Raw genomic sequence first — 13,934 nt, forward strand, 5'->3', positions numbered from 1 at the left:
CCCGGACCCCTGATGCCTGTCGTTCACACCGCCCTGCCCGTGCCCCTTAACCGAACTTTTGACTATCTGCTGCCCGACGGCCTGCCGCCGGTGGTGCCCGGTGCGCGCGTCAGCGTGCCGTTCGGCAAGCGTCAGGTGGTGGGTGTGGTGGCGGGCGTCAGTGAACAGAGCGACCTGCCGCATGACCAGCTCAAGCCGGTGGCGGAGGTGCTCGACAGCCAGAGCCTGTTCAGCCCGCTGCTCTGGAAAATGCTGCACTGGGCCGCCGGCTACTACCACTTCCCGCTGGGCGAGGTGCTGTTCCACGCGCTGCCGGTGCTGCTGCGCCAGGGAAAGGCGGCAGAGCTGCCGCCGCGCTGGCAGTGGTTCGCCACGGAGCAGGGGCGGGTAACGCCGCCGGAGAGCCTGAAACGGGCGCGCAAACAGCAGCAGGCGCTGTCGGCGCTGTTGCAGGGGCCGGTCTGGCGCGACGCGGTGGCGGGCCTTGAGCTGACCGAACCGGCGCTCCAGGCGCTGCGTGCCAAAGGGCTGGCTGACCTGCGCGCGCAGGCAGCAGAGGTAACGGACTGGCGGCCGGGCTTTGAGGTGCTGGGCGAACGGCTGCGGCTCAACACCGAGCAGGCCACCGCCGTCGGCGCGATCCGCAGTGAGGATGACCACTTCGCCCCCTGGCTGCTGGCGGGCGTCACCGGTTCCGGCAAAACCGAAGTCTACCTCAGCGTGCTGGAGAATATTCTCGCCGCCGGTAAACAGGCGCTGGTGATGGTGCCGGAGATCGGGCTGACGCCGCAGACCATCGCCCGCTTCCGCGAGCGTTTCAACGCGCCGGTGGAGGTGCTGCACTCCGGGCTGAATGACAGCGAGCGGCTTACCGTGTGGCTGCGGGCGCGCAACGGCGAGGCGGCGATCGTCATCGGCACCCGCTCCTCGCTGTTTACCCCCTTTGCGCGGCTCGGCGTGATCATTATCGATGAGGAGCACGACAGCTCCTATAAACAGCAGGAGGGCTGGCGCTACCACGCGCGCGATCTGGCGGTTTACCGCGCCCATGCGGAAGATGTGCCGATCGTCATGGGCTCAGCGACCCCAGCGCTGGAGACGCTGCATAATGTGCAGACCGGCAAATACCGCCAGCTCACCCTGGCGCGGCGCGCCGGTAACGCCCGCCCGGCCGCCCAGCACCTGCTGGATTTAAAAGGGCTACCGCTGAAAGCGGGCCTCTCCCAGCCGCTGTTAAAAAGAATGCGTGAACACCTGGCGGCCGGCAACCAGGTGATGCTGTTCCTCAACCGGCGCGGTTACGCCCCGGCCCTGCTTTGCCACGAGTGCGGCTGGATTGCCGAATGCCAGCGCTGCGACCACTACTACACCCTGCACCAGCACCTGCGCCAGTTGCGCTGCCACCACTGCGACAGCCAGCGGCGCGTGCCCTACCAGTGCCCGCAGTGCGGCTCCACGCAGCTGATGCCGGTGGGCGTCGGCACCGAACAGCTGGAACACGAACTGGCCCCGCTGTTCCCGGAGACGCCCATCACCCGCATCGACCGCGACACCACCAGCCGCAAAGGGTCGCTGGAGCAGCACCTGGCCGATGTCCACCGCGGCGGCGCGCGCATCCTGATCGGCACACAGATGCTGGCGAAAGGCCACCACTTCCCGGACGTCACGCTAGTGTCGCTGCTGGATGTGGACGGCGCGCTCTTCTCCGGCGATTTTCACTCGGCAGAGCGTTTTGCCCAGCTCTACACCCAGGTTTCCGGCCGGGCCGGGCGCGCGGGCAAGCAGGGCGAAGTAATTTTGCAGACGCACCACCCGGAGCACCCGCTGTTGCAGATTTTGCTGCGCGAAGGGTACGACGCCTTCGCCCGCCAGACGCTGGCGGAGCGCAAAAGTGTGTTCCTGCCGCCTTTCACCAGCCATATTCTGATCCGCGCCGAAGATCAGGATAACCAGCTCGCGGCCCAGTTCCTCCAGCAGCTGCGCACCCTGTTTGAGGCCAGCCCGCTGCGCGAGGAGTCGCTCTGGATACTCGGCCCGGTGCCGGCGCTGCAACCCAAACGCGGCGGCCGTTTCCGCTGGCAATTACTGTTGCAGCACCCCACGCGCCGTCTGCTCCAGCGCCTGATGGCGGACTCCCAGCCGCTGATTGCTGCCCTGCCGCTGTCACGCAAGATCAAGTGGACGGTGGACGTAGACCCGATCGACGGCTGAGGCCAACGGCCTGAAAAACGCCGTGCGCGGGCAAGGAGAGTGCACCGCACAGCAGGGAAGTGGCGTAACACATCGAAAAACTCTTCACTGCTCACACTTTTCATGCAAATTAGGTAACAAATCCTAACCACAAACTGTTTAGAATGTGGTTAGGTATGCACCCAAAACAGATACGCTGTCAGCCTCAGGGAACCAGGCATGTACCACAAATGACACGTTGCCTGCCGTCATTGGCTCAGCATCATGATTTTCCAGGTAGTGGCACCGGCCTGCCGCCTGTGCAAGGAGAGACGCGTTGGAATTAAAGAAAGAAATACCGATGGCGACCATGAAGGATGTTGCCGAGATGGCCGGGGTATCTACCGCCACCGTATCGCGCGCCCTCATGAACCCGGAAAAAGTCTCCGCCCCGACCCGGCAAAAAGTCGAGCAGGCGGTACTGGCTGTCGGCTACTCCCCCCATGCCCTCTCCCGCAACATCAAACGCAGTGAATCCCGCACGATTCTGGTGATTGTCCCGGACATCAGTGACCCGTTCTTTGCCGACGTGATCCAGGGCATTGAGCGCACCGCCGCGGAAAACGGCTACCTGGTGCTGATTGGCGACTGCGCCCAGCAGCAGCAGGAGGAGCGCACCTTCATCAACCTGATTATCACCAAGCAGATTGACGGCATGTTGCTGCTCGGCTCCAACCTGCCGTTCGATGCCGGTAAAGAGGAGCAGCGCAACCTGCCGCCGATGGTGATGGCCAATGAGTTCGCGCCGGAGCTGGAGCTGCCGACGGTACATATCGATAACCTGACGGCGGCGTTTGAGGCGGTACACTACCTGCACCGGCTGGGCCACCAGCGCATCGCCTGCATCGCCGGGCCGGAAAAGATGCCGCTGTGCCACTACCGGCTCCAGGGCTATGTTCAGGCGCTGCGCCGCAATAACCTGCCGGTGGAGAGCCACTATATTGTGCGCGGGGACTTCAGCTACGAATCGGGCGCGCAGGCGCTCTCGGCGCTGATGACCCTGCCGAAACCGCCGACGGCGATCTTCTGCCACAACGACATCATGGCGATGGGCGCGCTCTCCCAGGCAAAAAAGATGGGCCTGCGCGTCCCTTATGATGTCTCTCTGGTGGGCTTCGATGACATCAAACTCTGCCAGTACAGCGACCCGCCGATGACTACCGTGGCCCAGCCGCGTTTCCAGCTCGGCCGCCAGGCGATGCTGCTATTGCTTGAACAGTTGCAGGGTCATGCGGTACAAAGCGGCTCACGTCTGCTCGACAGTGAATTGGTGGTCCGCGGCAGCACCGCAGCGCCTAAGCGCTAGTCAAACTTTTTAGGGTTCAGTAACATGACCGACTTCATTCTTCATCACGACACAGCGAAACGATAGTGGCACAGAGAGACTATGTAAGCCGTGGGCGCGCAGGAGCGCGGCGGAAAGCCCCCGGCCGGAAGAAAAAAAGCAGTTCTCCGGGTATCTCCAAAACGATGGTGGCACTGGCCGTCGCGGTTCTGGTGACCTTCGTCGGTGGCCTCTATTTCATCACGCACAATAAGTCCGAGGAGGAGGCCCCGCTGCTGCCGGCACACACCGCCCACCCGGGCAACGGGTTGCCGCCGAAGCCGGAGGAGCGCTGGCGCTACATCAAAGAGCTGGAGAACCGGCAGATTGGCGTGCAGTCCCCGACAGAACCGACCGCGGGTGGCGAGGTGAAATCACAGACGGAGCTGACGCCGGAGCAGCGCCAGTTGCTGGAGCAGATGCAGGCCGACATGCGCCAGCAGCCGACCCAGCTCTCTGAGGTGCCGTATAACGACCCGGCGCAGAGCACGCACACTACGTCCACGTCGCGGATGCCGGTGACCAACAGCCTGCCGCGCCAGCAGCCGGTACAGCCGCAGCCGCCGAAAGCCGTGCCGCGCGCCCAGACCCAGGCGCAGCAGCCGGCACCGGTCACGGCCGTGCAGCCCAAGGCAGAGAAGCCGAAAGAGAAAGAAAAAGAGAAGGCCCAGCGCTGGATGGTGCAGTGCGGCTCCTTCCGCACCGGTGACCAGGCGGAGTCTGTGCGCGCACAGCTGGCGTTTGAGGGCATTGAGAGCCGCATCACCGCCAACGGCGGCTGGAACCGCGTGGTGCTCGGGCCTTACAGCACCCGCGCCGCGGCGGACAAGTCTTTACAACGCCTGCGCGGCGTCGGTATGTCCGGCTGCATTCCCCTTGCAGCCGGGGGTTGAAAAGCCACAAACCTCCCCCATCTCTATTCTCAATATGCCCCGGACCGGTGTCGTGCCCCGGTCCGGGCCTTTTCTGACTGCAACGAGGGTTTGCTCGTGACAACAATTGTAAGTGTGCGCCGTAATGGCCAGGTCGTAATTGGTGGCGATGGCCAGGCAACCCTGGGAAACACCGTCATGAAGGGCAACGTGCGCAAAGTACGCCGTCTGTACAATGACAAAGTGATTGCCGGTTTTGCCGGCGGCACCGCCGATGCGTTTACCCTGTTTGAACTGTTTGAGCGCAAGCTGGAGATGCACCAGGGCCATCTGGTGAAGGCGGCCGTAGAGCTGGCGAAAGACTGGCGTACCGACCGGATGCTGCGCCGCCTGGAGGCCCTGCTGGCCGTGGCGGACGAGAATGCCTCGCTGATCATCACCGGTAACGGTGACGTGATCCAGCCGGAAAATGATTTGATTGCCATTGGTTCCGGCGGCCCTTACGCCCAATCAGCGGCCCGCGCCCTGCTGGAAAATACCGAGCTGGGTGCCCGTGACATCGTGGAAAAAGCGCTGGGTATCGCAGGTGACATCTGCATCTATACCAACCAGTTCCATACTATTGAAGAATTGCCTTCCAAAGCGTAAGGACCGAATACTATGTCTACTATGACCCAACGGTCTGAAATGACCCCACGCGAGATTGTCAGCGAGCTGGACAGCTACATCATCGGCCAGGACAAAGCGAAGCGTGCCGTTGCCATCGCCCTGCGTAACCGCTGGCGCCGGATGCAGCTCGACGAAGCGCTGCGCCATGAAGTGACCCCGAAAAACATTCTGATGATCGGCCCAACCGGTGTCGGTAAAACCGAAATCGCCCGTCGCCTGGCGAAACTGGCCAATGCGCCGTTCATCAAAGTCGAAGCCACCAAGTTCACCGAAGTGGGCTATGTCGGTAAGGAAGTGGATTCCATTATCCGCGACCTGACTGACGCCGCCGTGAAGATGGTGCGCCTGCAATCGATCGACAAAAACCGCCACCGTGCTGAAGAGCTGGCCGAAGAGCGCATCCTGGATGTGCTGGTGCCGCCGGCGAAAAACAACTGGGGCGTGCCGGATGAGCACCAGGAGCCGTCCGCGGCCCGCCAGGCATTCCGCAAGAAACTGCGTGAAGGCCAGCTCGACGACAAAGAGATCGAAATTGATCTGGCTGCCGCGCCGATGGGCGTGGAGATCATGGCCCCTCCGGGCATGGAAGAGATGACCAACCAGCTCCAGTCCATGTTCCAGAACCTGGCCGGCCAGAAGCAGAAACCGCGCAAAATCAAGATCAAAGAGGCGTTCAAGCTGTTGGTCGAAGAGGAAGCGGCGAAGCTGGTCAACCCGGAAGAGCTGAAAGAGCAGGCGATTGAAGCGGTTGAGCAGCACGGCATCGTGTTTATCGACGAGATCGACAAAATCTGTAAGCGCGGCGGCCAGGGCTCCGGCCCGGATGTCTCCCGCGAGGGCGTCCAGCGTGACCTGCTGCCGCTGGTAGAAGGCTGTACCGTCTCGACCAAGCACGGCATGGTGAAGACTGACCACATCCTGTTCATCGCCTCCGGCGCGTTCCAGACCGCCAGCCCCGCTGACCTGATCCCGGAACTGCAGGGCCGCCTGCCGATCCGTGTGGAGCTTCAGGCGCTCTCCACCAGCGACTTCGAACGCATCCTCACCGAGCCGAGCGCCTCGCTGACCGAGCAGTACAAAGCGCTGATGGCGACCGAAGGCGTCACCGTCGCCTTTACCGAAGACGGTATCCGCCGTATTGCCGAAGCCGCCTGGCAGGTGAACGAAACCACCGAAAACATCGGTGCGCGCCGCCTGCACACCGTGCTTGAGCGTCTGATGGAAGATATCTCCTACGATGCGAGCGAAAAAAGCGGTGAAACCTTCTCCATCGATGCGGAGTATGTTGGGAACCACCTGGATCAGCTGGTGGCCGATGAGGATTTGAGCCGTTTTATTCTGTAATTCGCGTCCATAATCCCCTACTATTTGCAGGGAGGCTTCGGCCTCCCTGTTTTTTTAGATGGATTCCCCCCGGACAAAAGCGAATCATGAGCGAACAATGTTATCTCTCCCCAGGCCGCGCCTGGCTGGAAAGCCTGCGGCCGCGTACCCTGCCGCTGGCTTTCGCCTCCATTATGGCCGGTTCTGCGGTCGCCGCCTGGCACCACAGTTTCCACCCGGCCATTGCCTTGCTGGCGCTGCTGACCGCCGGCCTGCTGCAAATTCTCTCCAACCTGGCCAATGACTATGGCGACGCGCTGAAAGGCAGTGACACGCCCGACCGCCTCGGCCCGCTGCGCGGGATGCAGAAAGGTGTCATCACCGCCGCCCAGATGAAACGCGCCCTGATCGTTTCGGTCGTGCTGACGCTGGTTTCCGGTGTCGGCCTTATTGCCGTGGCCTGCGACACCCCACAGGATGTGCTGGGCTTTGGGCTGCTCGGCCTGCTGTCGATCGCCGCCGCCATCACCTACACCGTGGGGTCGAAGCCTTATGGCTACCGCGGGCTGGGCGATCTGTCGGTTTTGATATTCTTCGGCTGGATCAGCGTGGCCGGCACCTATTACCTGCAAACCCACCGGCTCGACGGCGTGGTGTTCCTGCCTGCCACCGCCTGCGGCCTGCTGGCGGCGGCGGTGCTCAACATCAATAACCTGCGGGACATCGACAGCGACAGCGCCAATGGGAAGAACACCCTGGCGGTGCGGCTCGGCGCGCGCAAAGGGCGCTATTACCACGCCCTGTTGCTGGTGGGGGCGGTGCTCTGCTTCGCCCTGTTTGCGTTGCTCTACCTGCACAGCCCGTGGGGCGGGCTGTTTGTACTGGCGGTGCCGCTGTTGTGGCGTCACGGCCGGTTTGTGGTGCGGGAGCAACAGGCGGCGGCGATGCGCCCGATGCTGGAGCAGATGGTCAAGGCGGCGCTGCTGACCAACCTGCTGTTTGCGCTCGGCGTGATCCTGAGTATCAGTTAATTCATTCTGGCTGAAGGCAAAGTTAACAATTGATGATTTTGCCAACATCCGCCAGAAAGGCATATACTGGATATTCCTGCATCAACCAGACGTAACTCCTATGAAATACGATACTTCCGAACTATGCGATATTTATCACGAAGAGGTGAACGTCGTTGAGCCTCTGTTCTCCAATTTTGGCGGGCGTACCTCTTTTGGCGGGCAGATCACCACCGTGAAATGTTTCGAAGATAACGGTCTGCTGTATGACCTGCTGGAAGAGAACGGCCGCGGCCGCGTGCTGCTGGTTGATGGCGGGGGGTCGGTGCGCCGGGCGTTAATCAATGCTGAGCTGGCGCGCCTTGCCACGCAAAATGAGTGGGAAGGGCTGGTGGTGTATGGCGCGGTGCGTCAGGTGGACGATCTGGCCGAGCTGGACATCGGCATCCAGGCGATGGCCGCCATCCCGGCCGGGGCCAACGGCGAAGGCATTGGTGAAAGTGATATCCGCGTCAATTTCGGCGGCGTCACTTTCTTCTCCGGCGACCACCTCTATGCGGACAACACCGGGATTATCCTGTCGGAAGATCCGCTGGACATCGAATAAGCCCGTTGCCGGGAACCGATGCCGGGCAAACAAAAAGGCACTCCGCGGAGTGCCTTTTTCGTTCTGACTTTACACCCTTGCGGCGTGCGCCGGGTGCGAGGGGATCAGACCTCTTCCATTTTTCCCAGCAGCGCACGCAGACGATCCTGCCAGACATGCTGCTCTTGCTTCAGGTGCTCATTCTCACGCACCAGCATTTCGTGGTGGCTGCCGGCATTCTGAACTTCCTGAGAGAGCGTGTTGTTCTTCTCTTTCAGTTCTTCAATTTCCATTTGCAACAGGGTGATGGTGTCGATCGCCTGCTGAACTTTCGCTTCTAATCTCTCAAAAACTTCAAATGACATTCTTAATTCCTCTTATGTGCGTAAGGCGTAGATCTTGTTGTGTCGTCCGCTCCGAGGGAGGCAGAGGCAGCAAAACGGCTTAGTTTTGAAAAACAAGCGCCCTTTTCGAAACGCTGCGGCTGAATCAGTCCGGCGCGCCGCTTGAATAAAACCGGCTCTCCTGAATAAAACCGGTTTTCTTGAATAAAAGCGATTGTATGTAGCCTGTCTGCCGCTGTCTAGCCACATCCCGGCGTTAAGGGGGGCAGAGTTCACCATTTTGTTGCCTGAAGCCTGCTCTTATAAAGGGGGCCTGTCATCTGTCACGCCAAACAGACATAAGCGAAACGGCAGGGAGACCGGTTTACCGATGCGCGATTGGGGTAAAATGGCGAGAAAATAACGCGTATTCGCTCATTTTTATGACACACCACACACATTTTAAGTTCGCTATTTCTCGTTTTTGCTCGTTAACGATAAATTCACATTGTGTTCTCATTTCCCAAATGAGCACTCAAGTGAATTAACCTCTGTTACATCACAGCGACTAACAATAACGTATGAACCTTACCGTCTGTAGGACTTCACTATGAGCCAATTAACCAGCACTACCCTGAAAGGCCAGTGTATCGCCGAATTCCTGGGAACCGGTCTGATTATCTTCTTCGGCGCCGGCTGTGTGGCGGCCATGAAGCTGGCAGGCGCCAGCTTCGGACAGTGGGAAATCAGTGTCATCTGGGGCCTGGGCGTGGCGATGGCGGTTTACATGACCGCCGCGATCTCCGGTGCCCACCTCAACCCGGCGATCACCATCGCACTCTGGTTGTTTGCCTGTTTTGACGGCCGTAAAGTCGCGCCGTATATCGTGGCGCAGGTGGCCGGGGCATTCTGTGCCGCCGCCCTGGTCTACGGCCTCTATTACAATCTGTTCTTTGTGTATGAACAGGGTCACAATATGGTGCGTGGCAGCGTGGAAAGCCTTGACCTGGCAGGTATTTTCTCCACCTACCCTAACCCGAACATCTCGATTTTGCAGGCGTTTATTGTCGAAACCGTGATTACCGCTATTCTGGTCTGCCTGATTATGGCCCTGACCGACGACGGTAACGGCGTGCCGCGCGGCCCGCTGGCCCCGCTGCTGATTGGCCTGCTGATTGCGGTGATCGGCGGTTCCATGGGCCCGCTGACCGGCTTTGCCCTGAACCCGGCGCGTGACTTCGGCCCGAAACTGTTCGCCTTCCTGGCGGGCTGGGGCAAAGTCGCCTTTACCGGCGGGCTGAGCATCCCTTATTTCCTGGTGCCCATCTTTGGCCCACTGGTGGGGGCGTCGCTGGGTGCCTTTGGCTACCGCGCCCTGATTGGCCGCCATCTGCCGTGCGAAGTGTGCGTGTCAGAAGAGGAAGCCGCCCCTCAGCCTAAACAGCGCAAAGCGTAAGCAATAACGCGTTCCCGGTTAACTTTTTGCAGGATGATTATGATGACGCCAGAAAAGAAATACATTGTCGCGCTTGATCAGGGCACGACCAGTTCACGCGCCGTAGTGCTCGACCATGACGCCAACATCGTCGCGGTTTCCCAGCGTGAATTCACCCAGATCTACCCGAAAGCCGGCTGGGTCGAGCATGACCCGATGGACATCTGGGCCTCGCAAAGCTCCACCCTGGTGGAAGTGCTGGCCCATGCCGACATCCGCTCTGATCAGATCGCCGCCCTCGGCATCACCAACCAGCGTGAAACCGCCATCGTCTGGGATAAAGAGTCCGGCAAGCCGATCTATAACGCCATCGTCTGGCAGGACCCGCGTACCGCGGACTACTGCGAAAAACTGAAAAAAGAGGGGCTGGAAGAGTACATCCAGCACACCACCGGGCTGGTCATTAACCCCTATTTCTCCGGCACCAAGGTGAAATGGATCCTCGACCACGTTGAGGGTGCCCGTGAGCGCGCGAAGCGCGGCGAGCTGCTGTTCGGCACCGTGGATACCTGGCTGGTCTGGAAAATGACGCAGGGCCGGGTCCACATCACCGATTACACCAACGCCTCACGCACCATGATGTTCAACATCCACAAACTGGAGTGGGATCAGCGGATGCTGGAGATCCTCGACATCCCGCGTGAGATGCTGCCGGAAGTGAAATCCTCCTCGGAGATCTACGGCCAGACCAACATCGGCGGGAAGGGCGGCACCCGTATTCCGATTGCCGGGATCGCCGGTGACCAGCAGGCGGCGCTGTATGGCCAGCTCTGCGTGCAGCCCGGCATGGCGAAAAACACCTACGGCACCGGCTGCTTTATGCTGATGAACACCGGTACCGAAGCGGTTACCTCGACACACGGCCTGCTGACCACCATCGCCTGCGGCCCGCGCGGTGAAGTGAACTATGCGCTGGAAGGGGCGGTGTTTATCGGCGGCGCGTCCATCCAGTGGCTGCGTGACGAGATGAAGCTCATCAGCGACGCGGCAGACTCTGAATATTTCGCCCTGAAGGTCAAAGACTCCAACGGCGTATATATGGTGCCGGCCTTTACCGGCCTCGGTGCCCCCTACTGGGACCCGTATGCCCGCGGCGCAATTTTCGGCCTGACGCGCGGCGCGAACGCCAACCACATTATCCGCGCCACGCTGGAGTCTGTGGCGTACCAGACGCGTGACGTGCTGGAAGCGATGCAAAACGATGCGGGCACCCGCCTGCAAACACTGCGCGTGGATGGCGGTGCCGTCGCCAACAACTTCCTGATGCAGTTCCAGTCAGACATTCTCGGCACCCGCGTGGAGCGCCCGGAAGTCCGTGAAGTGACGGCCCTCGGCGCGGCTTACCTGGCCGGGCTGGCAGTGGGCTTCTGGAAAGACCTGGACGAAGTGCGCGCCAAGTCGGTGGTTGAGCGTGAATTCCGCCCAAGCATTGAAACCACCGAGCGTAACTACCGCTACGCCGGCTGGAAAAAAGCGGTCGCCCGCGCCCGCGCCTGGGAAGACCACGACGAATAAGCCTCCCCTTCAGGCTCCCCGCCCCGGGGAGCCTGCTTTTCCCCTGTTCCCTGCCCCGCTTTCCCCTGTGCTACACTCCTGCGCATCATCCATATCGCAGACAGGTTTGCCATGAAACGTGAATTAGCCATCGAGTTCTCCCGTGTAACCGAAGCCGCCGCACTCGCCGGCTATAAGTGGCTGGGCCGGGGCGATAAAAATGCCGCGGACGGCGCGGCTGTCCATGCCATGCGCATCATGCTGAATAACGTGGAGATCGACGGCCGGATCGTGATTGGCGAAGGTGAAATTGATGAAGCGCCGATGCTCTATATCGGCGAGAAAGTGGGCACCGGCCGGGGAGATGCGGTCGACATCGCCGTTGATCCGATTGAGGGCACACGCATGACGGCGATGGGCCAGTCCAACGCGCTGGCGGTGCTGGCCGTGGGTGACCACGGCACCTTCCTGCACGCACCGGACATGTACATGGAGAAGCTGGTGGTCGGCCCCGGCGCGCACGGCAGCATCGACCTGACGCTGCCGCTGGAAGAAAACCTGCGCAATGTGGCCGCCCGGCTCAACAAGCCGCTGGCGGAACTGACAGTGATCATTCTGGCAAAGCCGCGCCACGACGCCACCGTGAAGCAGCTGCAACAGCTCGGGGTCAAAGTCTTCGCCATTCCTGACGGCGATGTGGCTGCCTCGATCCTCACCTGTATGCCGGAAAGCGAAGTGGATGTGATGTACGGCATCGGCGGCGCGCCGGAGGGCGTGATCTCTGCGGCGGTGATCCGCGCGCTGGACGGTGACATGCAGGCCCGGTTGCTGCCGCGCCATGAAGTCAAAGGGGAGAGTGAAGAGAACCGCCGCATCGGCGAGCAGGAGCTGGCCCGCTGCAAAGCGATGGGCATTGAGGCCGGTCAGGTGCTGACGCTGGAGCAGATGGCGCGCAACGACAACGTGATCTTCTCCGCCACCGGCATCACCAAAGGCGATCTGCTGGACGGCATCCGCCGCAAAGGGAACATGGCCACCACCGAAACCCTGCTGATTCGCGGCAAGTCGCGCACCATCCGCCGCATTACCTCGACGCACTTCCTGGATCGCAAAGACGCGGCGCTGCACCCCTACATTCTGTAACCCTCACCCCCGGCAACCTTTTCCCGCCGGGGGCAAGGCGCGGCATCAGGCGGCGTCACCCGCTTCCTGATGCCTCGCGGCCATCGGCCACCAGCAGAGCAGCATCAGTACCGCCATCGCGAACATCAGCAGCCCGAGGCTGAACTGGCCGGTTTGCGGCAGCATCGACGAAAGCCACGCCACCAGCCCTGACCCCATATTCTGCATCCCGCCGACCAGCGCCCCGGCTGCACCGGCCAGATAGGGGAACGGCTCCATCGCGCCGGTGGTCGCCAGCGGGAACAGCATCCCCGCGCCGAAGAAGAACAGCGCCGCCGGGATAATCAGCGTCCAGATCGTCATGATGCCGAACCAGCCCGGCACCCACATCATCAGCCCCGCCAGCAGGCAGCTCAGCACCGCATACCACATCAGCTGGTGGAACGACGCGCCCGCCTTACCGGCAAACCAGGCCCCGAAAAAGGCCGCCGGCAGCGGCAGAATAAACAGGATGCTGACCGTCAGGCTGCTCAGCCCCAGCGCACCACCCATCAGCACGCCGCAGCTCGCCTCAAACACCGCGATGCCTGCCAGCGCGCCCATCAGAATCACCAGATAGCGGCTGAAATTGCCGTCAGCCAGCAGCGGCTTAAAGCCGCTGAACAGCGCGCGCGGGGTTTGCGCCGCCGGGCGGGTCTCCGGCAGCCCGCGGCACATCGCCAGCGCCACCCCGCTGCACAACAGCAGCAAAAAGGCAAAACAGGCGCGCCAGCCAAACCAGCCCGCCAGCGTCCCGCCGATGATCGGGGCCAACAGCGGGCTGACCAGAATCCCCATATTCAGCAGGCTGTTGGCCTGACGCAGCGCATGGCCGGCATAGAGATCCCGCGGCATGGTGCGCGCCATCACCCCGGCGACGCCGGTGCCCATCCCCTGTACCGCCCCGGCCACCACCAGGGCGTTCAGGCTGGGGGCCAGCAGCGCACCGGCCGCGCCCAGCAGGAAAATCAGCATTCCGGTAAAGATCACCGGCCGCCGCCCAACGCGGTCTGATACCGGGCCATACACCAGTTGCGAGAGGCCATACATCATCAGGTAGGCCGCCATAACCCGCTGTACCGCGCCGGGCGTTACCGCGAAGTCACGGGCGATCTGCGCAATCGTCGGCACATAGAGGGTCTGCGCCATCTGGCCGACGGCCACCAGCAAAATCAGCATCGCCATCAGATGAACGTTTTCGAGTTTTTTCATTTTTTCAGAAAGGTAAAGAGAGATAACACGCCGCCACAGCGGCGGCCGGGAAAGTGCGCGTACGCTACCAAAATGCCGGTACTTGTTAAAATTTTGCAGCAAGATGGTTTTCTCTCCTCTGGCAGGCCGCCGCTCCAGCCGCGTAAAGCACGCTGTACGCCTGCTGCCTGCCCGGCAGGGCAATACCATTTAATCGATAATTGTTCACAGAAAGATCACCTACCATCGGTCACAGG

General features: G+C 61.4%; 12 protein-coding genes. 10 read left to right on the plus strand and 2 right to left on the minus strand.

Annotated features, from left to right (window positions below; genetic code table 11):
• Positions 1-12 precede the first annotated feature (12 nt).
• From priA to rraA, 7 genes are all read left to right on the plus strand, one after another.
• Positions 13-2,211, plus strand: coding sequence for a primosomal protein N' (gene priA, locus CYR32_RS17390; RefSeq protein ID WP_101826419.1), 2,199 nt, complete (start codon positions 13-15; stop codon positions 2,209-2,211).
• Positions 2,212-2,506: 295 nt separating this feature from the next.
• Positions 2,507-3,535, plus strand: coding sequence for a DNA-binding transcriptional regulator CytR (gene cytR / locus CYR32_RS17395; RefSeq protein WP_101826420.1), 1,029 nt, complete (start codon positions 2,507-2,509; stop codon positions 3,533-3,535).
• A 65-nt stretch (positions 3,536-3,600) separates the two neighbouring features.
• Complete coding sequence (gene ftsN / locus CYR32_RS17400) at positions 3,601-4,446, plus strand: cell division protein FtsN (RefSeq protein ID WP_101826421.1); 846 nt, start codon at positions 3,601-3,603, stop codon at positions 4,444-4,446.
• Between the two features lie 96 nt (positions 4,447-4,542).
• A complete protein-coding gene (hslV, locus tag CYR32_RS17405; RefSeq protein ID WP_101826448.1) occupies positions 4,543-5,073 on the plus strand; it encodes an ATP-dependent protease subunit HslV in 531 nt (176 codons plus the stop codon).
• A gap of 21 nt (positions 5,074-5,094) precedes the next feature.
• Positions 5,095-6,438 (plus strand): HslU--HslV peptidase ATPase subunit, encoded by a 1,344-nt coding sequence (gene hslU, locus CYR32_RS17410; protein ID WP_101826422.1) that lies wholly within the window; start codon positions 5,095-5,097, stop codon positions 6,436-6,438.
• An 86-nt stretch (positions 6,439-6,524) separates the two neighbouring features.
• Complete coding sequence (locus tag CYR32_RS17415; protein WP_101826423.1) at positions 6,525-7,448, plus strand: 1,4-dihydroxy-2-naphthoate polyprenyltransferase; 924 nt, start codon at positions 6,525-6,527, stop codon at positions 7,446-7,448.
• A gap of 100 nt (positions 7,449-7,548) precedes the next feature.
• A complete protein-coding gene (rraA, locus tag CYR32_RS17420; protein WP_101826424.1) occupies positions 7,549-8,034 on the plus strand; it encodes a ribonuclease E activity regulator RraA in 486 nt (161 codons plus the stop codon).
• Between the two features lie 104 nt (positions 8,035-8,138).
• Here the strand turns inward: rraA and zapB are convergent, their stop codons facing one another.
• Positions 8,139-8,378 (minus strand): septal ring assembly protein ZapB, encoded by a 240-nt coding sequence (gene zapB / locus CYR32_RS17425; protein WP_101826425.1) that lies wholly within the window; start codon positions 8,376-8,378, stop codon positions 8,139-8,141.
• Between the two features lie 568 nt (positions 8,379-8,946).
• Between zapB and CYR32_RS17430 the strand changes: the two genes are divergently transcribed.
• The 3 genes from CYR32_RS17430 (at position 8,947) to glpX (ending at position 12,468) form a co-directional block, all read left to right on the plus strand.
• Positions 8,947-9,792, plus strand: coding sequence for an MIP/aquaporin family protein (locus CYR32_RS17430; RefSeq protein WP_101826426.1), 846 nt, complete (start codon positions 8,947-8,949; stop codon positions 9,790-9,792).
• Between the two features lie 39 nt (positions 9,793-9,831).
• Positions 9,832-11,346, plus strand: a complete 1,515-nt coding sequence (glpK, locus tag CYR32_RS17435; RefSeq protein ID WP_101826427.1) for a glycerol kinase GlpK — start codon at positions 9,832-9,834, stop codon at positions 11,344-11,346.
• 111 nt (positions 11,347-11,457) lie between these two features.
• Positions 11,458-12,468, plus strand: a complete 1,011-nt coding sequence (gene glpX, locus CYR32_RS17440; protein ID WP_101826428.1) for a class II fructose-bisphosphatase — start codon at positions 11,458-11,460, stop codon at positions 12,466-12,468.
• 45 nt (positions 12,469-12,513) lie between these two features.
• Here glpX and emrD read toward each other — a convergent pair whose 3' ends face one another.
• Positions 12,514-13,698 (minus strand): multidrug efflux MFS transporter EmrD, encoded by a 1,185-nt coding sequence (gene emrD, locus CYR32_RS17445; RefSeq protein WP_101826429.1) that lies wholly within the window; start codon positions 13,696-13,698, stop codon positions 12,514-12,516.
• Between the last annotated feature and the right edge of the window lie 236 nt (positions 13,699-13,934).

Source organism: Chimaeribacter coloradensis (genome assembly GCF_002858715.1).
Taxonomy (GTDB): Bacteria; Pseudomonadota; Gammaproteobacteria; order Enterobacterales; family Enterobacteriaceae; genus Chimaeribacter; species Chimaeribacter coloradensis.